This window comes from Bradyrhizobium sp. USDA 4454 (assembly GCF_054822705.1).
The window spans coordinates 3,837,392-3,861,269 of record NZ_JBTRCN010000001.1; the positions used below are offsets into that span (position 1 = coordinate 3,837,392).

Below are 23,878 nucleotides of genomic sequence, written 5' to 3' on the forward strand. Positions count from 1 at the left end.
AACCAACCGGAGAATTAGATCTATGTCGCTGCCCGAATTCAACATGCGTCAGCTGCTGGAAGCTGGCGTTCACTTTGGCCACCAGGCCCACCGCTGGAATCCGAAGATGCAGGATTACATCTTCGGCGCCCGCAACAACATTCACATCATCGACCTCGCGCAGACCGTGCCGATGCTGCACCGTGCCCTGCAGGCGGTCAGCGATACCGTCGCCAAGGGCGGCCGCATCCTGTTCGTCGGCACCAAGCGCTCGGCGCAGGACGGCGTTGCCGATGCGGCCAAGCGCTCCGCGCAGTACTTCGTCAATTCGCGCTGGCTCGGCGGCACGCTGACCAACTGGAAGACGATCTCGGCCTCGATCAAGCGCCTGCGTCATCTCGACGACGTGTTGTCGTCGGGCGAAGCCAACTCCTACACCAAGAAGGAGCGGCTGACGCTGCAGCGCGAGCGCGACAAGCTCGACCGCTCGCTCGGCGGCATCAAGGACATGGGCGGTCTTCCCGACATGATCTTCGTGATCGACACCAACAAGGAAGACATCGCGATCCAGGAAGCCCAGCGGCTTAATATCCCGGTCGCCGCGATCGTCGACACCAATTCGGACCCGAAGGGCATCACCTATGTGGTGCCGGGCAATGACGACGCCGGCCGCGCGATCTCGCTCTATTGCGACCTCGTGGCGCGCGCCGCCATCGACGGCATCTCCCGCGCCCAGGGCGAGTCCGGAATCGATATCGGCGCGTCGGCTGCGCCCGTGCAGGAAGACCTCCCGGCGCCTGCGCCGTCCGGCTTCCAGGGCCTCGCCGGTCCGCGCGGCACCGCCGACAACCTCAAGAAGCTCACCGGCGTGTCCGGTGCGATCGAGAAGAAGCTCAACGACCTCGGCATCTTCCACTACTGGCAGCTCGCCGAGCTCGACCACGACACCGCGCACAAGATCGGCGAAGAAGTCGGTCTGCCGAGCCGTGCCGACGCCTGGGTCGCCCAGGCCAAGACGCTCGCCGAAGCGGAATAAAAGTTACGCGGCGTGGCCGGGGTCTGCCCGGCCGCCGCTTTGCTTCCACGAACAACGATTTCCCTGTTGCAGACAGCGGCGTCATCGGGCGCCGCGGTTTCTGTACAGGCAAGAAGGACATTGAACGATGGCAACGATCACAGCAGCGATGGTCAAGGATCTCCGCGAGTCGACCGGCGCGGGCATGATGGATTGCAAGGCGGCCTTGACCGAGAACAACGGCGACATGACCGCTGCGCAGGATTGGCTGCGCAAGAAGGGCCTGTCCAAGGCCGCCAAGAAGGCCGGCCGCGTCGCGGCCGAGGGCCTGATCGGCGCGCTGACCGCTGGTACCAAGGGTGTGCTGGTCGAGGTCAATTCCGAGACCGACTTCGTCGCGCGCAACGAGCAGTTCCAGGGCCTGGTCAAGATGATCGCCCAGGTCGCGCTGAAGCATGGTGCCGATGTCGAGACCATCAAGGCGTCCAAGGTCGGCGACGCCACCGTCGAGACCGCGATCTCGGATGCGATCGCCACTATCGGCGAGAACATGACGCTGCGCCGCGCCGCCTCGCTCGAGGTAGGCCAGGGCGTGGTGTCGAGCTACGTCCATAACGCGGTCGTCGAGGGCGCCGGCAAGATCGGCGTGATCGTGGCGCTGGAGTCCACCGGCAAGACCGACGAACTCGCCGTGCTCGGCCGCCAGCTCGCCATGCACGTGGCGGCGGCAAAGCCGCTGGCACTCGATCCGGCCGGGCTCGATCCGCAGACCGTCAAGCGCGAGAAGGACGTGCTGGCCGACAAGTACCGCCAGCAGGGCAAGCCGGAGAACGTCATCGAGAAGATCGTCGATTCCGGCCTGAAGACCTACTACAAGGAGGTCTGCCTGCTCGATCAGGCCTTCATCCACGACAGCGGCAAGTCGGTTGCCCAGGCGGTGAAGGAAGCTGAGGGTAAGGTCGGCGGGCCGATCAAAATCGCTGGCTTTGTGAACTATGCTCTCGGTGAGGGAATCGAGAAGCAGGAAAGCGACTTCGCCGCCGAAGTCGCGGCCGCCAGCGGCAAGAAGTAACCGCTGACACCGAGGCGTCCGGCGCGCTGCGCCGGAAGCCTGCCTGCGCGGGACAAGAAAGCGATCGCATCATGGCCGAGCCGATCTATCGTCGCGTGGTGATCAAGCTGTCCGGCGAATATCTGGCCGGCTCCCAGGGCTTCGGTATCGATCAGCCGACGGTCGACCGGGTCGCCGACGACCTGATCGCGGCCCGCAAGCTCGGTGTCGAGGTCGCTGTCGTGATCGGCGGCGGCAACATCGTCCGCGGCGTCGAAGTCTCCTCGCGCGGCGTATCGCGGCCGACCGGCGACACCATGGGCATGCTCGCCACGATGATGAACTGCCTCGCGCTGGAGGCGGCGATCGAGCGCAAGGGCAACCCGGCGCGGACCTTGTCGGCCTTCGTGATGCCGGAGATTTCCGAGCTGTTCACCCGTACTGCGGCGCACAAATATCTCGCCGAAGGACGCATCGTCCTGCTCGGCGGTGGAACCGGCAATCCGTTCTTCACCACCGATACCACCGCCGTGCTGCGCGGGGCCGAGATCGGCGCGCAGGCGGTGCTGAAGGCCACCAATGTCGATGGCGTCTACAGCACCGATCCGAAGAAGGACCCCAAAGCCAAGCGCTTCGACCGCCTGACCCATTCGCAGGCGATCGACGGCGGCTACAAGGTCATGGACGCGACCGCTTTCGCACTTGCCCGCGAGACGTCGCTGCCTATCATCGTGTTCTCGATCGCGGAGCCCGGTTCGATCGGTGCGATTCTGCGCGGGTCCGGACACGGCACGGTCGTCGCCGGCTGATTGCCGCGCCTCCGGGTCCGGACTTCGGACCCGAGGGCGTCGATAGCCGGTTTCTAGTGAAGGGAGAACGTCATGGCCGCAGCTGGGTTTGACATCAACGACGTAAAGCGCCGCATGCAGGGCGCCACACAATCGCTCAAGCACGAGCTCGGTGGCCTGCGCACCGGCCGCGCCGCGGCGTCCATGCTGGAGCCGGTCCAGGTCGAGGCTTACGGCTCGCATATGCCACTCAACCAAGTTGCGACCATCAGCGTACCCGAGCCGCGCCTGCTCTCGGTGCAGGTTTGGGACAAGACGATGGTCAAGGCGGTGGAGAAGGCGATCGTCGACTCCAACCTCGGCCTGTCGCCGGCGACCGAAGGCCAGGTGCTGCGGTTGCGGATTCCCGAACTCAACGAGGAGCGCCGCAAGGAGCTCGTCAAGGTGGCGCACAAATACGCCGAAGCGGCCAAGGTCGCGGTCCGCCATGTGCGCCGCGACGGCCTCGACGTCATCAAGAAGCTCGAGAAGAATCACGAGATATCCGAGGACGATCAGGAGCGCCTGTCGAACGAGGTGCAGAAGGCGACCGACAGCGTGATCGCCGAAGTCGATCAACTGCTTGCCGCCAAGGAAAAGGAAATCCTGACGGTCTGAAGGCCTCCGGGAACGAGCCGATGTCGAACGCCGCCGCCCCAGCAACCGACGGACCGGATCGCTCCGGCAGTCCGTTGCATGTGGCTGTTATCATGGACGGCAACGGGCGCTGGGCCGCTTCGCGCGGCTTGCCGCGCGTCGAGGGCCATCGCCGCGGCGTCGAGGCGCTGCGCCGCGTGGTGCGTGCCGCCCATGAACTCGGCATCGTCTACCTCACGATCTTTTCGTTCAGCTCGGAGAATTGGTCGCGCCCGGCCACCGAGATCGGCGATCTGTTCGGCCTGTTGCGCCGCTTCATCCGCAACGATCTGGCGACGCTGCATCGTGACGGTGTACGGGTGCGCGTGATCGGCGAGCGCGACGGTCTCGATGCCGATATCTGCGCGCTGCTCAACGAGGCCGAGGAGCTGACCAGGAACAACGACAAGCTCAACCTCGTCGTCGCCTTCAACTACGGCTCGCGTGCGGAGATCGCGACGGCCGCGCGGCGGCTTGCGCGTGAAGTCGCGGAAGGCAAGCGCGACGCCGACTCCATCGATGCCGACACGCTCGGACAGTATCTCGATGCGCCCGATATTCCGGATCCAGACCTGATCATCCGCACCAGCGGCGAGCAGCGGCTGTCGAACTTCCTGATGTGGCAGGCCGCCTACAGTGAATTGGTGTTCGTGCCGATCCACTGGCCGGATTTCGACAAGGCGGCGCTGGAAGGCGCGATTGCGGAATACGGCAAGCGCGAGCGCCGGTTCGGCGGCCTCGCCGCGAAAACCGGCTCGTGACCGAGGGCGAAGCCGCGTCGGCGGCAGCAAGCGAGCAGCCGCCGGCGGCAAGTGAGCAAGGGTCGCGCAACCTCATGATGCGCGTGGTTGCGGCACTGGTGCTGGCGCCGCTCGCGATCGCGCTGGCTTATCTGGGCGGCATCGCCTGGTCGCTGCTGGTGACGGTGGTGGCGGTCGGATTGTACGTGGAATGGCTTGCCGTCACCGGGCTCGGGCGGGAGCTGCGCGTCGTGGTGCCCGGTGCCCTCGCGTTGCTGCTTGCCGGACTTTGCCTGATGGCCGGCCGCATCGATGCGGCCCTGGACATCCTCCTGGTCGGTGTGGTTGCCGTCGCGCTGACGTCGGGAGTGCGGCGCGGCTGGGCAATTGCGGGATTGCTCTATGCCGCGGCCGCCGAGATTGCATCGGTGCTGCTGCGTCTCGATCCAGCGAAGGGCTTTGCCGCGCTGATGTTCGTGCTGCTGGTCGTGTGGGTCACCGATATCGGCGGCTATTTCGCGGGCCGCAGCATCGGCGGGCCGAAGCTCTGGGTGCGGGTCAGTCCGAAGAAGACCTGGGCCGGTGCGCTCGGCGGCTTCGTGGCGAGCCTTGTGGTTGCTGCCGGCTTTGCCGCCTTCGAGATCGGCACGACCGGCCCGCTGCTGATGCTCGGCGCCGTGCTGTCGGTGGTCTCGCAGCTCGGCGATCTCTTCGAATCCGCGGTGAAGCGGCGGTTCGGGGTGAAGGATTCGAGCCACGTCATTCCCGGTCATGGCGGCCTCCTGGACCGCCTGGACGGATTTGTCGCGGCCGTCATTGTGGCGGCGATTTTCGGCTTTCTCCGTGGTGGCGCCGATGGCGTCGGCCGCGGTCTTATGGTTTGGTGATGAGATGAGCCCAGTTCCGTTGCGTAACAACAAGGCCGTGGCGGCATCCGCCGTGCGGACCGTGACCGTCCTCGGTGCCACCGGCTCGATCGGCGACAGCACGATGGATCTGCTGCGTGGCGCCCGCGACCGCTATCAGGTCGAGGCGCTGACCGCGAACGGCAATGTCGAGGCTCTCGCCAAGCTCGCCAAAGAGTTCGGCGCACGGTTCGCCGCGATTGGCGATCCTGCGAAGCTTGCCGAGCTGAAGGCTGCGCTCTCCGGAACCCGGATCGAATGCGGGGCCGGGGAGAGCGCGATCATTGAGGCCGCGGCGCGGCCGGCGGATTGGGTGATGGCGGCGGTCAGCGGCGCGGCCGGACTGAAGCCCGCGCTAGCCGCGGTCGATCGCGGCGCCACCGTCGCGCTCGCCAACAAGGAGTGCCTGGTCTGCGCCGGCGACATCTTCATGGAGCGGGCCAAGAAGGCCGGCGCCTGCATCCTGCCGGCGGACTCCGAGCACAATGCGCTGTTCCAGGCGCTGGCCTCCGGCAACCGCGAGGAACTGACCCGGGTGATCATCACCGCGTCCGGCGGCCCGTTCCGCACCTGGGCTCCGGCCGACATCGAGCAGGCGACGCTGGAGCAGGCGCTGAAGCATCCCAACTGGAGCATGGGACAGAAGATCACGATCGATTCCGCGTCGATGATGAACAAGGGCCTCGAGGTGATCGAGGCGTCCTATCTGTTCGCGTTGACGCCTGACGAGATCGACGTGCTGGTGCACCCGCAGTCGATCATCCACGGCATGGTCGAGTTCTCCGACCGTTCGGTGGTGGCCCAGCTCGGCACCCCCGACATGCGGATCCCGATCGCGCACTGCCTCGGCTGGCCCGACCGCGTCATCGGCCCGTCCGCCAAGCTCGATCTCGCCAAGATCGGGCAGCTCACCTTCGAGGCGCCGGACTTCCAGCGCTTCCCGGGGCTGCGGCTGGCTTACGAGGCGCTGCGGATGGGGCACGGTGCGACCACGGTCTACAACGCCGCGAACGAGATCGCAGTCGCCGCGTTCATCGCCGGCAAGATCAAGTTCGGCGCGATTGCCCGGCTGGTCGAGGCGACGATGAACGATTGGATACGGTCCGGGAATCAGCCACCACTGCACTCGGCGGACGATGCGATTTCCGTTGACCATATCGCGCGAAATAAAGCTGCCGCCCTATTGCCTCAAATTGCCTTAAAGGCAACCTAGAGGGTTGGGACGGAGCCTGATTGCTCTTGTCGAGGGGAATCTGATGCCCGAGTATTTTCTTCATAGTGTCAATGCGTTGAGCCATGGGCTCCTGGGTTACATCGTTCCTTTCCTGTTCGTCCTGACCATCGTCGTCTTCTTTCACGAGCTCGGCCATTTCCTGGTCGCGCGCTGGGCCGGCGTGAAGGTTCTGACCTTCTCGCTGGGCTTTGGACCGGAGCTTGCCGGCTTCAATGACCGGCATGGCACGCGCTGGAAAATCTCGGCGATCCCGCTCGGCGGTTACGTCAAGTTCTTCGGTGACGACAGCGAGGCATCGACGCCGCAGACCGAGACGCTCGCCGCCATGACGGCGGAGGAGCGTGAGGGCAGCTTCCATCACAAATCGGTCGGCAGGCGCACCGCCATCGTCGCGGCGGGCCCGGTCGCCAATTTCATCCTCGGCGCCCTGATTTTCGCAGGCATGGCGCTCTATTACGGCAAGCCGAGCACGATCGCCCGGGTTGACGGCCTGGTCGCCGAGAGCGCCGCGGCAAAGGCAGGCTTCAAGGTTGGCGACGTCGTCGTGGACATCGACGGCAGCGCGATCCAGAGCTTTGCCGACATGCAGCGGATCGTAGCTTCGAACGCTGGTTCAGTACTTGGCTTCAAGGTAAAGCGGGACGGCGCGATTGTTTCGCTCAAGGCGGCGCCGGCGCTGAAGGAGGTCAAGGACCCGTTCGGCAATGCCCACCGAATCGGCGTGCTCGGAATCGAGCATAAGGCTCAGGTCGGCGAGGCATCCAGCGCCCCGGTCGGCGTCTTCGAGGCCCTGAAGATCGGCGTCGAGCAGGTCTGGTACATCATTGCCAGCACCTTCAAGTTCCTGGGATCGCTGTTCGTCGGGACCGGCAATCCGGGCGAGGTGAGCGGAGTTATCGGAATCGCCAAGCTGTCGGGGCAGGCCGCCAGCGCCGGATTCCAGTTCGTGGTCAATCTCTGCGCCATCCTGTCGGTCTCGATCGGCCTCTTGAACCTGTTCCCGATCCCGCTTTTGGATGGCGGACACCTCTTGTTCTACAGCGCGGAGGCGCTTCGCGGCCGCCCGCTTTCGGAGCGGACGCAGGAGGTGGGTTTCCGAATCGGGTTGGGTTTGGTTCTGATGCTGATGGTGTTTGCGACCTACAACGACATCCTCAGGATCGCCGGGTCCTGAAGCGGGCTTTTTTGTGGCGTTGCCGATGGGCAACGTCTTGGTATGAAAATGGAAATGTTCTGCTGTAGTAAGTTTGCCCCCTTGGCAAAGTTGGTTACAAGCTGAGCGGCAGGTTGGGAATCTGTCGGGTCGTTGGGGAACGATCTGGCATTGCTAAGATAAGGGCGCGTTGCGCATGATGTTTGGAATGCGAGTGAGGGGGGGGCTGTTCGCCGCCTTGGTCATGTTCGCCGTGCCGGTGGCTGCCACCTTGGCGGCCGTAACTGTGTCTGCGCCCGCGCAAGCGCAGTCTGTCGATTCGATCGCGGTGGAGGGGAACCGCCGCGTTGAGCTTGAAACCATCCGCTCCTACTTCCATCCCGGACCGGGCGGACGGCTGGGCCAGGCCCAGATCGACGACGGCCTGAAAGCGCTGATCGAGACCGGCCTGTTCCAGGACGTTCACATCGATCAACGGGGCGGCCGCCTCGTCGTGGTCGTGGTCGAGAACCCGGTGATCGGCCGCGTTGCCTTCGAGGGCAACAAGAAGATCAAGGACGAGCAGCTCACCGCCGAAGTCCAGTCCAAGCCGCGCGGTACCTTCTCGCGCCCGATGGTCCAGTCGGATGCGCTGCGCATCGCTGAAATCTACCGCCGCTCGGGCCGTTACGACGTGCGGGTCAATCCGCAGATCATCGAGCAGCCGAACAACCGCGTCGACCTGATCTTCGAGGTCAATGAAGGCGTGAAGACCGGCGTGCGGTCGATCGAGTTCATCGGCAACAACGCCTATTCGGCGTCCCGGCTGCGCGACGTCATCAAGACCCGCGAATCGAACCTGCTGAGCTTTCTCGGCGGCAACGACGTCTACGACCCCGACCGGGTCGAGGCCGATCGCGACCTGATTCGCCGCTTCTACCTCAAGAACGGCTATGCCGACGTCCAGGTCGTGGCCGCGCTGACCGAATACGATCCCGACAAGAAGGGCTTCCTGGTTACCTTCAAGATCGAAGAGGGCCAGCAGTACCGCGTCGCGTCCGTCAACTTCAGTTCGTCGATCGCAACGCTGGATCCGAACGCGCTGCGCTCCTATTCGCGCGTCAATGTCGGCTCGCTCTACAACGCCGAGGCGCTGGAGAAGTCGGTCGAGGAAATGCAGATCGAGGCATCCCGCCGCGGCTATGCCTTCGCGGTGGTGCGGCCGCGCGGCGATCGCAATTTCGACAATCACACGGTGTCGATCACGTTCGCGATCGACGAAGGCCCGCGCACCTATATCGAGCGTATCAACATCCGCGGCAACAGCCGCACCCGCGACTACGTGATCCGCCGCGAATTCGATATCTCTGAGGGCGACGCCTACAACCGCGCGCTGGTCGACCGCGCCGAGCGCCGGCTGAAGAACCTCGACTTCTTCAAGACGGTGAAGATCACCACCGAGCCGGGCTCCTCCAGCGATCGCGTCATCCTGATCGTCGATCTCGAGGAGAAATCGACCGGCGACTTCTCGGTGTCGGGCGGCTATTCGACCACCGACGGCGCGCTGGCCGAAGTCAGCGTCTCCGAGCGCAACCTGCTCGGCCGCGGCCTGTTCGCGAAGGCGTCGGTGACCTACGGCCAGTATGCCCGCGGCTACTCGCTGTCGTTCGTCGAGCCCTACCTGCTCGACTACCGCATCGCGCTTGGCCTTGACTTCTATCAGCGCCAGCAGCTCTCCAACAGCTACATCGCCTACGGCACCAAGACGCTGGGCTTCAGCCCGCGGCTTGGCTTCAGCCTGCGGGAAGACCTCTCGCTGCAGCTGCGCTACTCGATCTATCAGCAGGAAATCACCCTGCCGTCGACGCTGAACAACTGTAACAACGTGCCGCTCCTGCCGGATGGCACGCCGAATCCCGCGTTCAATCCGAGCCCGGCCTATGCGAACTTGAATGGGATCAGCCTGGTGTCGACCAACGGTCTTGGCTGCTTCTACGACGGCGAAGCCTCGCTGCCGGTCCGCAGGGAGCTGGCGGGCGGCAAGACCCTCACGTCGGCGCTGGGCTATACGCTCAACTACAACACGCTCGACAACAACAAGAACCCGACCGACGGCCTGATCGTCGACTTCAAGCAGGACTTCGCCGGCGTCGGCGGCGACGTCAGCTACATCAAGTCCGCGATCGACGCCAAGTACTACACCCCGCTGGTCTCCGACATCGTCGGCGTGATCCACGCCCAGGGCGGTATCCTGAACAAGCTGGGCAGCCAGGATCTGCGCATGCTGGATCACTTCCAGATGGGTCCGAACCTGGTCCGCGGCTTCGCGCCGAACGGCATCGGTCCGCGTGACATCAATCCCTATGGCACGATGGACGCCATTGGCGGCACCAAGTACTGGGGCGTGTCGGCGGAACTGCAGATGCCGTTCTGGTTCCTGCCGAAGGAAGTCGGGCTCAAGGGCGCGGTCTACGCCGACGCCGGCGGCCTGTACGACTACCAGGGCCCGACCTCGTGGGCGGCGACCGGCGAAGTCAACCAGCCCGGCTGTATCAAGCCGACCAACAACCCGCCGTCTCCGGGCACCTGCCTTGGTCTGAGCTATGACGACAGCAAGGTTGTCCGTACCTCGGTCGGTGTCGGCCTGATCTGGCAGTCGCCGTTTGGTCCGCTGCGCTTCGACTACGCGGTGCCGCTGACCAAGGGTGCGTATGACCGCGTGCAAGAATTCCGGTTTGGCGGCGGTACGACGTTCTAATACCGCTGCTCGACCGGACTGCGACGGATGGAATGGCGCAGCCGAGCTTCTTCAAAAGTCCTCCTTCGTCATCGCTGGCTGACATTGCCGCGCTGACGAAGGCGCAACTGGTCGACCCCGAACGGGGCGCGCTTCAGATCAGGGGGCTGGCCTCGCTCGACGAGGCCGGCCCGATGCATCTCGCGTTCTTCGACAATCTCAAATACGCCGACCAGCTGGCCGCGACCAAGGCCGGCGCCTGCCTGGTCAGCCCGCGCTTCGAGGCGCAGGTGCCGAAGGGCACGGCGGTGCTGCGGGCGGCGAAGCCGTTCTTCGCGTTCGTCGAGCTCGCCCGCGAGTGGCATGCCGACGCGCTGCGGCCGCAATCCTGGTTCGACACCGAGGGTATCGCCCCGTCGGCGATCATCGATCCCACCGCGCGTCTCGAGGACGGCGTCATCGTCGATCCCTTGGTCGTGATCGGCCCGCGGGTCGAGATCGGCGCGGGCACCATCATCGGTGCCGGCGCGGTGATCGGCGCCGACGTCAAGATCGGCCGCGACTGCAATGTCGGCGCCAAGACCACCATTCAGTTCGCGCTGATCGGCAACAACGTGCTGATCCACCCCGGCTGCAACATCGGCCAGGACGGCTACGGCTTCATCTTCTTCGGGCCGGCCGGGCACGTGAAGGTACCGCAGACCGGCCGCGTGGTGATCCAGAACAATGTCGAGGTCGGCGCCGCCTCGACCATCGACCGCGGTTCCCTGCGCGACACCGTGATCGGCGAGGGCACCAAAATCGACAACCAGGTCCAGATCGGCCACAATGTGATCATCGGCCGGCACTGCCTGCTCGCGGCCCAGATCGGGCTCGCCGGCAGCCTGACCATCGGCGACAATGTCGCGCTCGGCGCCAAGGTGGGTATCAACAACCACCTCAAGATCGGCGACGGCGCCCAGGTGACGGCGATGAGCGCGGTCAAGGACGACATCCCTCCCAACGGCCGCTGGGGCGGGCATTTCGCCAAGCCGACCAAGCAGTGGTTCAGGGAAATTCTCGCGGTGGAGCGCCTGGTGCGCGACAATGAAGCCAAAGGCAAGGAACAGGAGTGATGGAGGAGGCACCGGTCAAATTCGAGCTCGTGGATATCAACGATATCCTGAAGACGCTCCCGCATCGTTTTCCGATGCTGCTGATCGACCGCGTGATCAAGATCCGCACCGACTACAGCGGCATCGGCATCAAGAACGTCACCTTCAACGAGCCGGCGTTCCAGGGACATTTCCCGGAGCGGCCGGTATATCCCGGCGTCATGATGATCGAGGCGATGGCGCAGACCGCCGGCGTGATCGGCATCAAGTCGGTCGAGGGCACCGCGAAGCCGCGCGCGGTGTACTTCCTCACCATCGACAAGTGCAAGTTCAGGAAGCCGGTGATACCCGGCGACACCATCGAGTACCACATGCGCTCGCTCGGCCGCCGCAAGACGATGTGGTGGTTTCACGGCGATGCCAAGGTCAACGGCCAGGTCGTCGCCGAAGCCGATGTCGGCGCGATGCTGACGGATTGACCCGACTGGCCGCTACGACCTCGTGCAGTCATATCGGCCGTCGGCGCCCGCGATCCGCAAGACGCGATTGAGGTAGACGCCCATCGACGGCGCACTCATCAGTGCATCGAAGGTCACGGTCGGGACGCCGCAATAGCGCTGGTAGCTGCCCCTGACCGCGACCAGCAGCGTGCGTTCGTTCGTGTTGTAGCAGACCCGCTGCACGATCGTGCTGCGATTGATGTCGCGGCAGTCGAAGCGCGAGAGATCAACGGACGTGCTGTTGCCGAGATCGACCGTCTCCGGGCCGATCGGCAGAGAGAGCAGGCTGAGGATCAGCGTGGCGGCCCGGACCATGGAATGGTTGCGACCTTCTCTTGCAACGGGCGGTCATGATACGTCACTGGACAGGGCGGGCAAAGTCGCGCTAACGACCGCCCAATCGACAGCATAGCGCTTTGGCGCCATTAACGAATCCGGATCTGAACTGCATGAGCATGATCGACCCCACTGCGCGGATTGCGGATGGCGCTGTGATCGGGGCCGGCACCGAGATCGGTCCGTACTGCATCATCGGCCCCAATGTGGTGCTCGGCGAGAACTGCAAGCTGATCGCGCATGTCACCATCAACGGGCACACCAGGATCGGCGCCGGCTGCGTCATCTCGCCGTTCGCCGCGCTCGGCGGGCCGCCGCAGGATCTCAGCTATCGCGGCGAGCCGACCCGTCTCGAGGTCGGCGAAGCCTGCACGATCCGCGAGGGTGTGACGATGAATGTCGGCACGATCAAGGGCGGCGGGCTAACCCGCGTCGGCGACCGCGGCTTCTTCATGAACAACAGCCATGTCGGCCACGACTGCATGGTCGGCGACAACGCGATCTTCGCGACCTCGGCGACGCTCGGCGGCCACTGCGAGATCGGCGACTTCGTCTATATCGGCGGCCTGTCGGCGGTGCATCAGTTCACCCGCGTCGGTTCGCAGGTGATGATCGGCGGCGTCTGCGGCGTGCGCGGCGACATCATCCCGTTCGGGCTCGCCAACGGTCAGTACGCGGCGCTCGAGGGCCTCAACATCATCGGCATGCGGCGGCGCCAGTTCACCAAAGCTCGGCTTTCTGTGGTGCGCGCGTTCTATCAGAAGCTGTTCCATGGCCCCGGCGTCTTCGCCGAGCGGCTGGCGTCGGTGCAGCCGCTGGCGAGCGAAGATCCCGCCATCGCGGAGATCCTCAGCTTCATCGACGGCGGCAAGCACCGGCCGCTCTGCCTTCCCGCCGATACCAAATGAGCAGGGGATGGCCGCCAGCATGACGTCAGCGGCTCCCTCGCTTTCCTCGCCGGTCGGCGTGATCGCCGGCGGCGGCGCCATGCCGTTCGCGGTTGCCGATCAGCTTGCCGCGCGCGGCATCACGCCGGTGCTGTTCGCGCTGCGCGGCGCCTGCGATCCGGCGCGTTTGCAGAAGTTTCGCCACCGCTGGATCTCGGTCGGCCAGCTCGGGCGGGCGACGCGGCTGTTCCGCGATGAAGGCTGCCGTGATCTGATCTTCATCGGCACCCTGGTGCGTCCCGCGCTGTCGGAGATCCGGCTCGACTGGGGCACGCTGCGCTTGCTCGGTCACGTCGTGCGCGCGTTTCGCGGCGGCGACGATCATCTGCTGTCGAGCGTCGGCCGCATCCTCGAGCAGCAGGGCTTTCGCATGGTCGGCATCAAGGATGTCGCGCCCGATCTCCTGATGCCGGAAGGCGCCGTGACGCGCGCGACGCCGGACGGGTCCGCGCTTGCCGATATCGCGCGCGGCCGCGGCGTGCTCGACGCGCTTGGCCCGTTCGACATCGGCCAGGCGGCCGTGGTGATCGACGGCCATGTGGTTGCGGTCGAGGACATCGAAGGCACCGACGGTTTGCTCGCGCGCGTGGCGCGGCTGCGCGCCGAGGGGCGTATCCGCGCCAAGGCCGGCCGCGGCGTGCTGGTGAAGGCGCCGAAGAGCAAGCAGGATCTGCGCTTCGATCTGCCGACCATCGGCCCGCGCACGGTCGAGGGTGCGGCGGCGGCAGGCATCGCGGGGATCGCGGTGATCGCCGGCAACACGCTCGCCGCCGAGCCGCAGGCGCTGATCGAGGCTGCTGACGCCAAAGGGCTGTTCGTCATCGGACTGGCCGGCTGATGCAGGCGCCTAGTCCCACGACCGGCCGCAAGATCTTCCTCATCGCGACAGAGGAATCCGGCGACCGTCTCGGTGCGGCGCTGATGAAGGTGCTGCGCCAGCGCCTCGGCGATGCCGTGACGTTTTCCGGCGTCGGCGGCCGGGCGATGGCCGACGAGGGCATCACGCCGCTGTTTCCGATCGAGGAGCTCTCCATCATGGGCTTTGCCGCGGTCGTGAAGCAATTGCCGAAGATCCTGCGGTTGATCCGCCGCACCGCCGATGCCGTGCTCGCCGATGCGCCCGACATGCTGGTCATCATCGACAGCCCCGATTTCACGCATCGCGTCGCCCGTCGCGTTCGCGCCCGCAACCCGAGCATTCCGATCGTCGACTACGTGTCGCCGTCGGTCTGGGCCTGGCGGCCGGGCCGGGCACGCGCGATGCGAGCCTATGTCGACCACGTGCTGGCGCTACTGCCGTTCGAGCCGGAGGAATATCGCAAGCTGCAGGGGCCGCCCTGCAGCTATGTCGGCCATCCCCTGACCGAGCAGCTCGCTTCGCTTCGGCCGAACGAGGAGGAGCAGAAGCGACGCGACGCGCAGCCGCCGGTCCTGCTGGTTCTGCCGGGAAGCCGGCGCAGCGAGATCAGGCATCATCTGGCGCTGTTCGGCGCAGCGCTCGGTACGCTCGGCGAGCGAATGAAGTTCGAGCTCGTGCTGCCGACCATGCCGCATCTGGAGGCGATGGTGCGCGAGGGCGTGGCGTCGTGGCCGATCGCGCCGCGGATCGCGGTGGGCGATACCGAGAAGCGCGCCGCGTTCCGTATCGCGCGCGCCGCGCTGGCGAAATCGGGCACGGTGACGCTGGAGCTCGCGCTGTCGGGCGTTCCGATGGTGACGGCCTATCGGGTCGGCGCCGCCGAAGCGTTCATCCTGCGCCGCGCGATCCGGGTGTCGTCGGTGATCCTCGCCAATCTCGTGATCGGCAGCGACATCATTCCCGAGTACCTGCAGGAAAACTGCACGCCGGACAAGCTCGCGGCGGCGTTGGGCGACCTGCTCAAGGATTCGCCCGACCGGCTGCGGCAGCTCGTGGCGTTCGCCACGATGGACGGCAAGATGTCGACCGGCGACCAGCCGCCAAGCGTGCGCGCCGCCGATATCGTGCTGGCCGAGATGGACCGGCGTTCGAGATAGAGGGTTTTCGGGCGCGTGGAGGAAACGCGCCAAAACGAAAATCTGGACCTCCGTTCCGACACAAGCCGCGCGGGGCAAACGAAAACGGCGCCACCGGGAGTGATGGCGCCGTCTCGGTATTCTCGGTGATGCAGTTTACTTGCGCTTGTCGATCGCCACATAGTCGCGGCGGGCGACACCGGTGTAGAGCTGGCGCGGACGGCCGATCTTCTGCTGCGGATCCTCGATCATCTCGCTCCACTGGCTGATCCAGCCGACGGTGCGGGCGACCGCGAACAGCACGGTGAACATCGAGGTCGGGAAGCCCATCGCCTTCAGCGTGATGCCCGAATAGAAGTCGACGTTCGGGTACAGCTTGCGATCGATGAAGTAGGGGTCGTTCAGCGCGATCTTCTCGAGCTCCAGCGCAACCTTGAGCATCGGATCGTCGCCGTGGCCGGTCTCCTTGAGCACCGCGTGACACATCTTCTGCATGATCTTGGCGCGCGGGTCATAGTTCTTGTAGACGCGGTGACCAAAGCCCATCAGGCGGACTTCGCTGTTCTTGTCCTTCACCTTGGCGATGAAGTCGGGGATCTTGTCGACCGTACCGATGTCAGCGAGCATCGCTAGTGCGGCCTCGTTGGCGCCACCATGTGCCGGTCCCCACAGGCAGGCGATGCCGGCCGCGATGCAGGCGAACGGGTTGGCGCCCGAGGAGCCGGCGATACGCACCGTCGAGGTCGAGGCATTCTGCTCGTGGTCGGCGTGCAGGATGAAGATCTTGTCCAGCGCGTCGGCGAGCACCGGATTGATCTTGTAGTCTTCGCAGGGCACCGCGAAGCACATGTTGAGGAAGTTCTCGGCGAACGACAGCGAGTTCTTCGGGTACACGAAGGGCTGGCCGACCGTGTACTTGTAGGCCATCGCAGCCAGCGTCGGGATCTTCGCAATCATGCGGATCGAGGCGATCTCGCGCTGTTTCGCATCGTTGATGTCGGTGGAGTCATGATAAAAAGCGGCCAGCGCGCCGACTGCGGCGACCATGATCGCCATCGGGTGGGCGTCGCGGCGGAAGCCCTGGAAGAAGCGGGCCATCTGCTCATGCACCATGGTGTGGTGCGTGACCATGTAGTCGAACTCCTTCTTCTGCGCCGGGGTCGGAAGCTCCCCGCGGAGAAGGAGGTAGCAGGTCTCCAGGAAGTCGCCGTGCTCGGCGAGCTGCTCGATCGGATAGCCGCGGTATTCGAGAATGCCGGCGTCGCCGTCGATGTAGGTGATCTTCGACTGGCAGCTGCCGGTCGAGGTGAAACCGGGGTCGTAAGTGAACACCCCGGCCTGGCCGTAAAGCTTGCCGATGTCGATCACATCAGGCCCAACCGTGCCGCTCAGGATCGGGAAATCGTAGTTCTTGTTGCCGATGGTGAGTGTGGCTGTCTTGCTGGATTTTGCGTCCATCGCGATATCCCCGATGAATTCGTTGCGAAAACCGACCTTGCCCAGTCGCTAAATTGCGGCCCATGGCGGGGCGGAACGGCTTATTGAGAAGGCGTCTGGGGATGGGTAGCTCATTGCAATGTGCGCTGCAAGATGGACCCTGGAGGGGGTCCATGCAGGATCACGCCGCCTGATCGGCGAGGCGGGCGAGGCACTCCTGGCGTCCCAGAACGGCCAGCACGTCGAAGATTCCCGGCGACGTTGTGCGTCCGGTCAGCGCCACCCGCAGCGGCTGGGCGACGGCGCCGAGTTTGAGATTGTTCTGCTCGGCGAAATTCCGCATGGCGGTCTCGGTCGTTTCTGCCGTCCAGTCGTTGACGGTTTCCAGCGCCGTTTGCAGGCGGCCGATCAGCGCGCGCGTGTCCGGCGTGAGCAGCGCCGCCGCCTTCGGATCGAGCTCAAGCGGCCGATCGGCGAAGATGAAGTAGGCGCCCGCGATCAGCTCGAGCAGCGTCTTGGCGCGCTCCTTCAGGCTCGGCATCGCCCGCAGCAGTTGCGCACGGGTCGTGTCGTTGAGCTTGGCCTTTAGCGCGGCGCCTTCAGGAACATAATCCAGCACGCGCTCGAACTGGGTCACGAGGGATTGATCGTCGCTCTGCCGGATGTAGTGCCCGTTGAGGTTCTCCAGCTTGGCGAAATCGAACCGCGCCGCCGAGCGGCCGATGCCCGAGAGGTCGAACGCGTCGATCATCTCCTGGGTCGAGAAGATCTCCTGGTCGCCATGGCTCCAGCCGAGCCGGACGAGGTAGTTGCGCAAGGCGGCCGGCAGATAGCCCAGCGCGCGGTAGGCGTCGACGCCGAGCGCGCCGTGCCGCTTCGACAGTTTCGAGCCGTCGGGGCCGTGGATCAGCGGGATGTGGGACATGCTCGGCAGCTCCCACTCCAGCGCGTCGTAGATCTGCTTCTGGCGCGCGGCGTTGATCAGGTGGTCGTCGCCGCGGATGATGTGGGTGACGCCCATGTCGTGGTCGTCGACCACGACGGCGAGCATGTAGGTCGGGGTGCCGTCACCGCGCAGCAGGACGAGGTCATCAAGGTTCTCGTTCTGCCAGACCACGCGGCCCTGGACCTGGTCCTCGATCACGGTCTCGCCGGTCTGCGGCGCCTTGAGGCGGATGGTCGGCTTGACGTCGGACGGCGCGGTCGCCGGATCGCGGTCGCGCCACATGCCGTCATAGAGGCGGGTGCGGCCCTCGGCGCGCGCTTTCTCGCGCATCGCGGCCAGTTCCTCCGGCGTGGCGTAGCAATAATAGGCCCGCCCGGCGGCAAGCAGGCCCTCGGCGACCTCACGATGGCGAGCGGCGCGGCTGAACTGGTAGATGACGTCACCGTCCCAGTCGAGCTCCAGCCACTTCAGGCCGTCCAGGATGGCGTCGATCGCCTCCTTGGTGGAGCGTTCGCGGTCGGTGTCCTCGATCCGGAGCAGCATCTTGCCGCCGAGCTTCCTGGCGTAGAGCCAGTTGAACAGCGCGGTGCGGGCACCTCCGATATGGAGGAAGCCGGTCGGTGAGGGGGCGAAACGGGTAACGACGGGATTGGTCATGATCGAACGAGACGTATGCTGGGAACGGCGGTGGTGTATAGCAGGAACCGGACATAACTAAAGCCTCGGTTGACCGTTTGCCCGCCAAACCAGGCCTGAAAGCAGGCTTCAAACCAGACTTCAAACCAGGCTTCAAACCAGACTTGGCCGGACGGCGCGAATTTGGCAGAAGGTTGAGCTGACTTCTCCAGGGAACCCTTTGATGACGACTGACACGACGGCAGAGGCGGGGCGCGACTTCATTCGCGACATCGTCCAGGCCGATCTCTCCTCCCACAGGCACAACCGGATCGTGACCCGCTTTCCGCCGGAGCCGAACGGCTACCTGCATATCGGCCACGCCAAGTCGATCGCCCTGAATTTCGGCATCGCGCAGGAGTTCGGCGGCCAGTGCAATCTGCGCTTCGACGATACCAATCCGACCAAGGAGGAGCAGGAATACATCGACTCCATCCAGGCCGACGTCCATTGGCTCGGCTACGATTGGGGCACCAACCTCTTCTTCGCGTCGGATTATTTCGAGCGCCTGTATGATTGGGCCGAGGGCCTGATCAAGGCCGGCTTTGCCTATGTCGACGATCAATCGCAGGAGGAGATCCGCACGTCCCGCGGCACCCTGACTGAGCCCGGCAAGAACTCGCCGTTCCGTGACCGGTCGGTCGAGGAGAACCTCGACTTGTTCCGCCGCATGAAGGCCGGGGAGTTTCCCAACGGCGCCCGCGTGCTACGCGCCAAGATCGACATGGCGGCCGGCAACATCAACCTGCGCGATCCCGTGCTGTACCGCATCCTGCACGCCCAACATCCGCGCACCGGCGACAAATGGTCGATCTATCCGAGCTACGACTACGCGCACGGCCAGTCGGACGCGATCGAAGGCGTCACCCATTCGATCTGTACGCTGGAGTTCGAGGATCACCGTCCGCTCTATGAGTGGCTGCTCGACAAGCTGCCGGTGCCGTCGAAGCCGCGCCAGTACGAGTTTGCGCGGCTCAACCTGACCTACACGCTGCTGTCCAAGCGCGTGCTGACCCAGCTCGTCCGTGACGGCCACGTCTCGGGCTGGGACGATCCGCGGATGCCGACCGTCGCCGGTCTCAAGCGGCGCGGCGTGCCGCCGGCCGCGGTGCGCGAATTCGTCAAGCGCATCGGCGTCGCCAAGGCCAACAGCGTGGTCGATGTCGGCATGCTCGAATTCTGCATCCGTGAGGAGCTGAACCGCACGTCGCTGCGCCGCATGGCTGTGCTGCGGCCGCTCAAGGTGGTGATCGAGAACTATCCGGAAGGGCAGGTCGAGGAGATCGAGGCGATCAACCATCCCGACAATCCGGATGCCGGCACCCGCAAGATCGCATTCGGCCGCGAGCTCTATATCGAGCGTGACGACTTCATGGAGAACCCGCCGAAGAAGTTCTTCCGTCTGTCGCCCGGTAATGAGGTGCGGCTGCGTTACGCCTACTTCATCAAATGCACCGGCGTGATCAAGAACGACGCCGGCGAGATCGTTGAGCTGCGCGCCACGTATGATCCTGCGACCAAGGGCGGCAACGCGCCCGACGGACGCAAGGTGAAGGCGACGATGCACTGGTTGCCGGCAGCGCAGTCGAAGCCGGCAGAGATCCGGATCTACAATCAGCTGTTTGCCAATCCGAACCCGAACGCCGCCGATTTTGTCGCCGATCTCAACCCGCAGTCGCTGGAAGTGTTGACCGATGCGCGGGTCGAGCCTGCGATCGCCGAGAGCAATTCGCCCGAGGTGATGCAGTTCGAGCGCCAGGGCTATTTCGTGCGCGATGCGGATTCGACGCCGGACAGACTGGTGTTCAACCGCACCATCGGCCTGCGCGACACCTTCGCCAAGGAAGTCGGCGGCAAGGGCTAGAACGGTCCAGCAAGCACAGCCGAGGGAGGCGATCGATGCCTGGTGAAAGCGACGACATCGTCTCCGCCATCATGGCGAGATGGTCCGTGGGTTTCAGCAAGCTCGACGCGGAGGCGCTGGCCGCGCTGTATTCGCAGCACGCGTTCTTCTTCGGCTCGAATCCGACGCTGTATCGTGGCCGCGAGGGCGTGAAGGCCTATTTCAACGGCCTGCCGCGCTGGCAGCGGCCGCGCGTTCGGTTCGCCGAGGTCAGGACCGAACGCGTAAATGCCGATCTCGTCAACATGGCTGCGATCGCATCCTTCTTCCTTGACGGCGATGCGCCGTCGCTTGCCGTCAAGATCACCTGGGTGATCGTCCGCGAGGAGGGCAACTGGAAGATCGTCTGCCATCACGTCTCGTCGCAGACGCCGCTGATCTAGGCGCGCGGCGCGTCCGGCTGTCCCTATATCTCACAGCCTTCGGTTGCGCGTTTCGGTTTCGTTCCGCTAGTCGGGAGACTGCGGCATCCGCTAGCCTCGCGGTCCGGCAGGGATCGCAAGCGGAATGGCGGAGCAGGGCACTACGCCGGGCGGCAAACGTGGCTACGCGGGGACGTGGCCGCCGCGCGCTGCTGTGCCGGCCGGCGGCTATGTGCCCGTGCGCGCCAGCACCTGGCGACCATTCGTCGAGACATTGCGGCAATGGGCGCGCGCCGAGGCCGGCGCCGGGCGGCTGTTGCCGTGGGCGCCGGTGGCGTTCGGCACCGGCATCGCGTTGTACTTCGCCGCCGAGCACGAGCCTGTGCTGTCGGTCGCGGCTGCGGTCGCGATCGCGCTCTGTGTGCTGGCGCTGCTGCTGCGACGGAGCAGGGCATTTCCCGCCATCGTGATGCTGGCCGCGATCGCCGCGGGCTTGGCCACCGCCACGTGGAAGACCGCGCGGATCGCCCACGGCGTGCTGGCGCGGCCGATCTATTCCGTGGCGCTGAGCGGATTCGTCGAGACGCGCGACATCAGGGAGAAGACCGACCGCTTCGTGCTGCGCGTCGTGTCGATGGAAAGCCAGCGCGAGGCGCCGAAGCTCGAGCGGGTCAGGCTCTCGGTGAAGAAGGGCACCGCGCCCGAGGTCGGCAGTTTCGTGGAGTTGAAGGCGCGGCTGATGCCGCCGCTCGCCCCGCAGCGTCCCGGCTCCTATGATTTCGGCCGCGACCTGTATTTCCAGGGCATCGGCGCCTCCGGCTTCGCGATGGGCGCGGTCAAGACCGGAGAGCCGCCGGCGGCCGGCGGTCTTGCGCTGCGCTACGCCGCCTTCATGCAGGCCCTGCGCGACGCCATCGACGCGCGCATCCGCACCACGCTCGACGGCGATCAGCGCGCGATCGCAACCGCATTGCTGACCGGCCGGCGCGACGCGATCACGACGCCGGTCAACGATGCGATGTTCATCTCCGGGCTCGGCCATGTGCTGTCGATTTCCGGCTATCACATGGCCGTGGTCGCGGGTGTCGTGTTCTTTACGGTGCGCGCGCTGCTGGCGCTGTTTCCGGCGCTGACGGCGGGATACCCGATCAAGAAATGGGCGGCGGCGGCCGCGCTGGTCGCCGCGGCGTTCTATCTGCTGCTGTCGGGAGCGGAAGTCGCGACGCAGCGATCGTTTTTCATGACGGCCGTGGTGCTGATCGCTGTCATGGTCGACCGCCGCGCGATCACCTTCCGCACGCTGGCGGTGGCGGCGCTGATCGTGCTGGCGATCGCGCCGGAGGCGCTGGTGCATCCGAGTTTCCAGATGTCGTTCGCGGCGACGCTCGGGCTGGTCGCGCTGGTGCAGATCGGGCTGCCGAACCTGCTGGCCTCGCCCGATCATTCGGCGACCGCGCGGGTTGCGCTGTGGGGCGGGCGTGAGCTCACGATGCTGATGCTGGCTTCCCTTGTGGCAGGGCTGGCGACGACGCCCTACGCCGCGTTCCATTTCCATCGCGTGACGCCGTACGGGCTGCTCGCGAACCTCGCGGCAATGCCTGTCGTGTCGGCGGTCGTGATGCCGGCCGGCCTGCTCGGACTCGTCGCCATGCCGTTCGGCTTCGACGGCGTGTTCTGGGCGATCATGGGCTTTGGCATCGACTGGATGATCCTCGTGACGCAATGGGTCGCCGCGCTGCCTGGTGCGGTCGGCCGGATGGCGGCGTTCGGGATCGGGCCGCTGATCGCCGCCAGCGCGGGCCTCATCCTGCTCGGGCTGCTGCGCACGCCGCTGCGCTGGTCGGGCGCGGTGCTGTTGGTCGTGGCGTCGATCTGGGCGCTCAGGGTGCCGCAGCCGGACGTGCTGATTTCCGCCGATGGCCGCAACGTCGCGGTCCGCGGCGGCGACGGGCGGTTGCACCTGATGCATAGCGCCAAGGATGCCTTTTTGGTGAAGGAGTGGCTGGCGGCGGACGCCGATGCGCGGGCGGCCACCGATGCATCGCTCGGCGAGGGCGTCTCCTGCGATCCGAGCGGCTGCGTGACGCAAGGGCCCGGCGATGCCTTCGTTGCGCTGGCGAGCCGGCCGGAGGCGCTGGCGGATGATTGCGAGCGCGCGGCGCTGATCGTCACCGCCCGGCCGGCGCCGCATGGCTGCGCGGCCTCGGTGGTCGACGTCGAGCGGTTGCGGCGTCACGGCGCGCTGGCGCTGCGGCGGACCCGTGACGGCTACGCCATCGATGCGGTCAAGCCCGGCGGGATCGACCGGCCGTGGTCGCCGGCGGTTCCCGGCGACGGCGATGCCGAGACGACGCTCCGCGCCCCCGCCGCCGCGCCACGGCCGGCCGTCGACGCCACGCCGGCGGAGAGCGATGTGCAGGGGGAGGATTAGCCGTGGTCCGGCGAGGGGCTGGCCGGCAATTCGAACAGGCCGAGATGGTATTCGTCGGAATCGGGGCCGGCGTCGGGCTTCTTGACGAGGGTGAAGGACGCCTCGGGAAACTGCTCCCAGACCTTCAGGTCATCAGCCGTCACCGTCAACCAGCCGAACCGGAACATGTAGCGGCCCGGCTCCGTGACGCGTCCAGCCTTTTGCCATGTGACCTTATCGACCACCGAGCAGGTTTCCGTGAGCGCACATCCTCTGCGCCCGATGATGCGCCAAGGTGGCCGCCGACGCAAATCTCCCGCCGCGCCCCGGAACCGGTGTCCGGGGTCGCTCGAAATCCTTTCGGTCACTCGCCGCTCGGTCATCCGGCGGCGACGATGCGTTCAACCCAAAAACAGCGACGTAAATGCGGAGGGCCGCCGCTCCACGACCTTCGGCTTCTGCGTGACCGGCGGATGCAGTGCCGGCAATTGCAGCACGCTGACGCGTTGTCCCTCGACGAGCTGGGTCACCAACACGTGGCTGCCGTCGGGGAATTCGACCGCGTCATGATGACGATCGGGCACGTCGGGCTCGACTTCGTTGAACACGCCGACGCGATAGTTCAGCGTCTTGGTCCAGATCCAGCGGCTGTCATAGCGAACGTTCTCGGCGAAAGCGAGCTCGGTGCCCGGCAGCATGCAGACCGCGACAGTCGGATCGTTCTCCGACGCAAAGCCGCGGGTCGACGTGCCGCGGAAGGTCGTGGTGATCAGCGTCTCTCCGACAATGGCGGGGCGCGATGCCACGGCGTGCAGACTATAGTCACACATCGGATGGCTCCTCAAATGGAGGTAGCGACCCGTGCCTCTCTTTGAGGCATGGGCCTCTACCAGAGTGGACGATAGCGAACGAGTGTCAGCTCGTTTCTGGGCGATTGTACGACTCGCCCGCGACCGCCTCAATCACAAACACGCGACACTGCGCGAGAGGTATCGGAGCGCATCGGGCAGACCGCAT

At 65.5% G+C, this 23,878-nt stretch carries 22 protein-coding genes; 17 read left to right on the forward strand and 5 right to left on the reverse strand.

The features are described 5' to 3' along the window. The first annotated feature begins 22 nt into the window (after nt 1-22). From ACVIW0_RS17960 to fabZ, 11 genes are all read left to right on the forward strand, one after another. A complete protein-coding gene (locus ACVIW0_RS17960; RefSeq protein WP_461353513.1) occupies nt 23-1,015 on the forward strand; it encodes a 30S ribosomal protein S2 in 993 nt (330 codons plus the stop codon). Nucleotides 1,016-1,142: 127 nt separating this feature from the next. Beyond that, the gene (tsf, locus tag ACVIW0_RS17965; protein WP_461353514.1) at nt 1,143-2,066 is read left to right on the forward strand and encodes a translation elongation factor Ts; all 924 of its coding nucleotides are present in this window, start codon (nt 1,143-1,145) and stop codon (nt 2,064-2,066) included. 71 nt (nt 2,067-2,137) lie between these two features. Continuing rightward, entirely contained in the window at nt 2,138-2,854 is a 717-nt protein-coding gene (gene pyrH, locus ACVIW0_RS17970) for a UMP kinase (protein ID WP_461353515.1), read from the forward strand. 72 nt (nt 2,855-2,926) lie between these two features. Beyond that, complete coding sequence (frr, locus tag ACVIW0_RS17975) at nt 2,927-3,490, forward strand: ribosome recycling factor (RefSeq protein WP_461353516.1); 564 nt, start codon at nt 2,927-2,929, stop codon at nt 3,488-3,490. Between the two features lie 20 nt (nt 3,491-3,510). After that, a complete protein-coding gene (locus ACVIW0_RS17980) occupies nt 3,511-4,269 on the forward strand; it encodes an isoprenyl transferase (RefSeq protein WP_461353517.1) in 759 nt (252 codons plus the stop codon). Next, entirely contained in the window at nt 4,266-5,135 is an 870-nt protein-coding gene (locus ACVIW0_RS17985) for a phosphatidate cytidylyltransferase (protein ID WP_461353518.1), read from the forward strand. Before ACVIW0_RS17980 ends, ACVIW0_RS17985 begins: the two co-directional genes overlap by 4 nt. A 4-nt stretch (nt 5,136-5,139) precedes the next feature. Then, nucleotides 5,140-6,366 (forward strand): 1-deoxy-D-xylulose-5-phosphate reductoisomerase, encoded by a 1,227-nt coding sequence (gene dxr, locus ACVIW0_RS17990; RefSeq protein ID WP_461353519.1) that lies wholly within the window; start codon nt 5,140-5,142, stop codon nt 6,364-6,366. A gap of 43 nt (nt 6,367-6,409) precedes the next feature. Next, nucleotides 6,410-7,561 (forward strand): RIP metalloprotease RseP, encoded by a 1,152-nt coding sequence (gene rseP, locus ACVIW0_RS17995; protein ID WP_461353520.1) that lies wholly within the window; start codon nt 6,410-6,412, stop codon nt 7,559-7,561. Between the two features lie 175 nt (nt 7,562-7,736). Continuing rightward, nucleotides 7,737-10,277, forward strand: a complete 2,541-nt coding sequence (gene bamA, locus ACVIW0_RS18000; RefSeq protein ID WP_461353521.1) for an outer membrane protein assembly factor BamA — start codon at nt 7,737-7,739, stop codon at nt 10,275-10,277. A gap of 32 nt (nt 10,278-10,309) precedes the next feature. Next, nucleotides 10,310-11,371, forward strand: coding sequence for a UDP-3-O-(3-hydroxymyristoyl)glucosamine N-acyltransferase (gene lpxD, locus ACVIW0_RS18005; RefSeq protein WP_461353522.1), 1,062 nt, complete (start codon nt 10,310-10,312; stop codon nt 11,369-11,371). Beyond that, the gene (gene fabZ, locus ACVIW0_RS18010; protein ID WP_461353523.1) at nt 11,371-11,829 is read left to right on the forward strand and encodes a 3-hydroxyacyl-ACP dehydratase FabZ; all 459 of its coding nucleotides are present in this window, start codon (nt 11,371-11,373) and stop codon (nt 11,827-11,829) included. Before lpxD ends, fabZ begins: the two co-directional genes overlap by 1 nt. A gap of 12 nt (nt 11,830-11,841) precedes the next feature. Here fabZ and ACVIW0_RS18015 read toward each other — a convergent pair whose 3' ends face one another. After that, entirely contained in the window at nt 11,842-12,165 is a 324-nt protein-coding gene (locus tag ACVIW0_RS18015; RefSeq protein ID WP_461353524.1) for a KTSC domain-containing protein, read from the reverse strand. A 134-nt stretch (nt 12,166-12,299) separates the two neighbouring features. On the opposite strand from ACVIW0_RS18015, the gene lpxA reads away from it, so the two are divergent. The 3 genes from lpxA to lpxB are packed head-to-tail and all read left to right on the forward strand — an operon-like array spanning nt 12,300 to nt 15,149. Then, nucleotides 12,300-13,094: an acyl-ACP--UDP-N-acetylglucosamine O-acyltransferase gene (gene lpxA, locus ACVIW0_RS18020; RefSeq protein WP_461353525.1), complete on the forward strand. Its 795-nt coding sequence runs from the start codon at nt 12,300-12,302 to the stop codon at nt 13,092-13,094. A gap of 19 nt (nt 13,095-13,113) precedes the next feature. Further along, complete coding sequence (locus ACVIW0_RS18025; RefSeq protein ID WP_461353526.1) at nt 13,114-13,971, forward strand: LpxI family protein; 858 nt, start codon at nt 13,114-13,116, stop codon at nt 13,969-13,971. Next, nucleotides 13,971-15,149: a lipid-A-disaccharide synthase gene (gene lpxB, locus ACVIW0_RS18030; protein ID WP_461353527.1), complete on the forward strand. Its 1,179-nt coding sequence runs from the start codon at nt 13,971-13,973 to the stop codon at nt 15,147-15,149. Before ACVIW0_RS18025 ends, lpxB begins: the two co-directional genes overlap by 1 nt. A gap of 135 nt (nt 15,150-15,284) precedes the next feature. On the opposite strand, the gene gltA is transcribed toward lpxB, so the two are convergent. Together gltA and gltX are read right to left on the reverse strand one after the other, a co-directional pair. Further along, nucleotides 15,285-16,586: a citrate synthase gene (gltA, locus tag ACVIW0_RS18035; protein WP_461353528.1), complete on the reverse strand. Its 1,302-nt coding sequence runs from the start codon at nt 16,584-16,586 to the stop codon at nt 15,285-15,287. 160 nt (nt 16,587-16,746) lie between these two features. Then, nucleotides 16,747-18,168 carry a glutamate--tRNA ligase gene (gltX, locus tag ACVIW0_RS18040; protein ID WP_461353529.1) on the reverse strand — a complete coding sequence of 474 codons (1,422 nt, stop codon included), beginning with the start codon at nt 18,166-18,168 and terminating at the stop codon, nt 16,747-16,749. Nucleotides 18,169-18,370: 202 nt separating this feature from the next. Here gltX and ACVIW0_RS18045 point away from each other — a divergent pair, with 202 nt between their 5' ends. The 3 genes from ACVIW0_RS18045 (at nt 18,371) to ACVIW0_RS18055 (ending at nt 22,882) form a co-directional block, all read left to right on the forward strand. After that, nucleotides 18,371-20,050 carry a glutamine--tRNA ligase/YqeY domain fusion protein gene (locus tag ACVIW0_RS18045; RefSeq protein ID WP_461353530.1) on the forward strand — a complete coding sequence of 560 codons (1,680 nt, stop codon included), beginning with the start codon at nt 18,371-18,373 and terminating at the stop codon, nt 20,048-20,050. Nucleotides 20,051-20,085: 35 nt separating this feature from the next. Beyond that, complete coding sequence (locus ACVIW0_RS18050; RefSeq protein WP_461353531.1) at nt 20,086-20,472, forward strand: YybH family protein; 387 nt, start codon at nt 20,086-20,088, stop codon at nt 20,470-20,472. Nucleotides 20,473-20,596: 124 nt separating this feature from the next. Further along, on the forward strand, nt 20,597-22,882 hold the full coding sequence (locus ACVIW0_RS18055; protein WP_461353532.1) for a ComEC/Rec2 family competence protein: 2,286 nt from the start codon (nt 20,597-20,599) through the stop codon (nt 22,880-22,882). Here ACVIW0_RS18055 and ACVIW0_RS18060 read toward each other — a convergent pair. Both ACVIW0_RS18060 and ACVIW0_RS18065 read right to left on the reverse strand, forming a co-directional pair. Next, a complete protein-coding gene (locus ACVIW0_RS18060; protein ID WP_461353533.1) occupies nt 22,879-23,106 on the reverse strand; it encodes a hypothetical protein in 228 nt (75 codons plus the stop codon). The two genes, ACVIW0_RS18055 and ACVIW0_RS18060, sit on opposite strands and share 4 nt — an antisense overlap. Nucleotides 23,107-23,262: 156 nt before the next feature. Then, the gene (locus ACVIW0_RS18065) at nt 23,263-23,691 is read right to left on the reverse strand and encodes a hypothetical protein (protein WP_461353534.1); all 429 of its coding nucleotides are present in this window, start codon (nt 23,689-23,691) and stop codon (nt 23,263-23,265) included. Nucleotides 23,692-23,878 lie beyond the last annotated feature (187 nt).

What these genes read in the sequence shown, in the direction of transcription:
- ACVIW0_RS18055 (WP_461353532.1), top strand. Translation starts at nt 20,597, where the DNA reads ATGGCGGAGCAGGGCACTACGCCGGGCGGCAAACGTGGCTACGCGGGG.
- bamA (WP_461353521.1), top strand. Translation starts at nt 7,737, where the DNA reads ATGATGTTTGGAATGCGAGTGAGGGGGGGGCTGTTCGCCGCCTTGGTC.
- gltA (WP_461353528.1), bottom strand. Translation starts at nt 16,586, where the DNA reads ATGGACGCAAAATCCAGCAAGACAGCCACACTCACCATCGGCAACAAG.
- pyrH (WP_461353515.1), top strand. Translation starts at nt 2,138, where the DNA reads ATGGCCGAGCCGATCTATCGTCGCGTGGTGATCAAGCTGTCCGGCGAA.
- ACVIW0_RS18050 (WP_461353531.1), top strand. Translation starts at nt 20,086, where the DNA reads ATGCCTGGTGAAAGCGACGACATCGTCTCCGCCATCATGGCGAGATGG.
- lpxD (WP_461353522.1), top strand. Translation starts at nt 10,310, where the DNA reads ATGGCGCAGCCGAGCTTCTTCAAAAGTCCTCCTTCGTCATCGCTGGCT.
- rseP (WP_461353520.1), top strand. Translation starts at nt 6,410, where the DNA reads ATGCCCGAGTATTTTCTTCATAGTGTCAATGCGTTGAGCCATGGGCTC.
- ACVIW0_RS17980 (WP_461353517.1), top strand. Translation starts at nt 3,511, where the DNA reads ATGTCGAACGCCGCCGCCCCAGCAACCGACGGACCGGATCGCTCCGGC.
- ACVIW0_RS17960 (WP_461353513.1), top strand. Translation starts at nt 23, where the DNA reads ATGTCGCTGCCCGAATTCAACATGCGTCAGCTGCTGGAAGCTGGCGTT.
- frr (WP_461353516.1), top strand. Translation starts at nt 2,927, where the DNA reads ATGGCCGCAGCTGGGTTTGACATCAACGACGTAAAGCGCCGCATGCAG.
- dxr (WP_461353519.1), top strand. Translation starts at nt 5,140, where the DNA reads ATGAGCCCAGTTCCGTTGCGTAACAACAAGGCCGTGGCGGCATCCGCC.
- gltX (WP_461353529.1), bottom strand. Translation starts at nt 18,168, where the DNA reads ATGACCAATCCCGTCGTTACCCGTTTCGCCCCCTCACCGACCGGCTTC.
- lpxA (WP_461353525.1), top strand. Translation starts at nt 12,300, where the DNA reads ATGAGCATGATCGACCCCACTGCGCGGATTGCGGATGGCGCTGTGATC.
- ACVIW0_RS18065 (WP_461353534.1), bottom strand. Translation starts at nt 23,691, where the DNA reads ATGTGTGACTATAGTCTGCACGCCGTGGCATCGCGCCCCGCCATTGTC.
- ACVIW0_RS18025 (WP_461353526.1), top strand. Translation starts at nt 13,114, where the DNA reads ATGACGTCAGCGGCTCCCTCGCTTTCCTCGCCGGTCGGCGTGATCGCC.
- fabZ (WP_461353523.1), top strand. Translation starts at nt 11,371, where the DNA reads ATGGAGGAGGCACCGGTCAAATTCGAGCTCGTGGATATCAACGATATC.
- ACVIW0_RS18015 (WP_461353524.1), bottom strand. Translation starts at nt 12,165, where the DNA reads ATGGTCCGGGCCGCCACGCTGATCCTCAGCCTGCTCTCTCTGCCGATC.
- lpxB (WP_461353527.1), top strand. Translation starts at nt 13,971, where the DNA reads ATGCAGGCGCCTAGTCCCACGACCGGCCGCAAGATCTTCCTCATCGCG.
- tsf (WP_461353514.1), top strand. Translation starts at nt 1,143, where the DNA reads ATGGCAACGATCACAGCAGCGATGGTCAAGGATCTCCGCGAGTCGACC.
- ACVIW0_RS18045 (WP_461353530.1), top strand. Translation starts at nt 18,371, where the DNA reads ATGACGACTGACACGACGGCAGAGGCGGGGCGCGACTTCATTCGCGAC.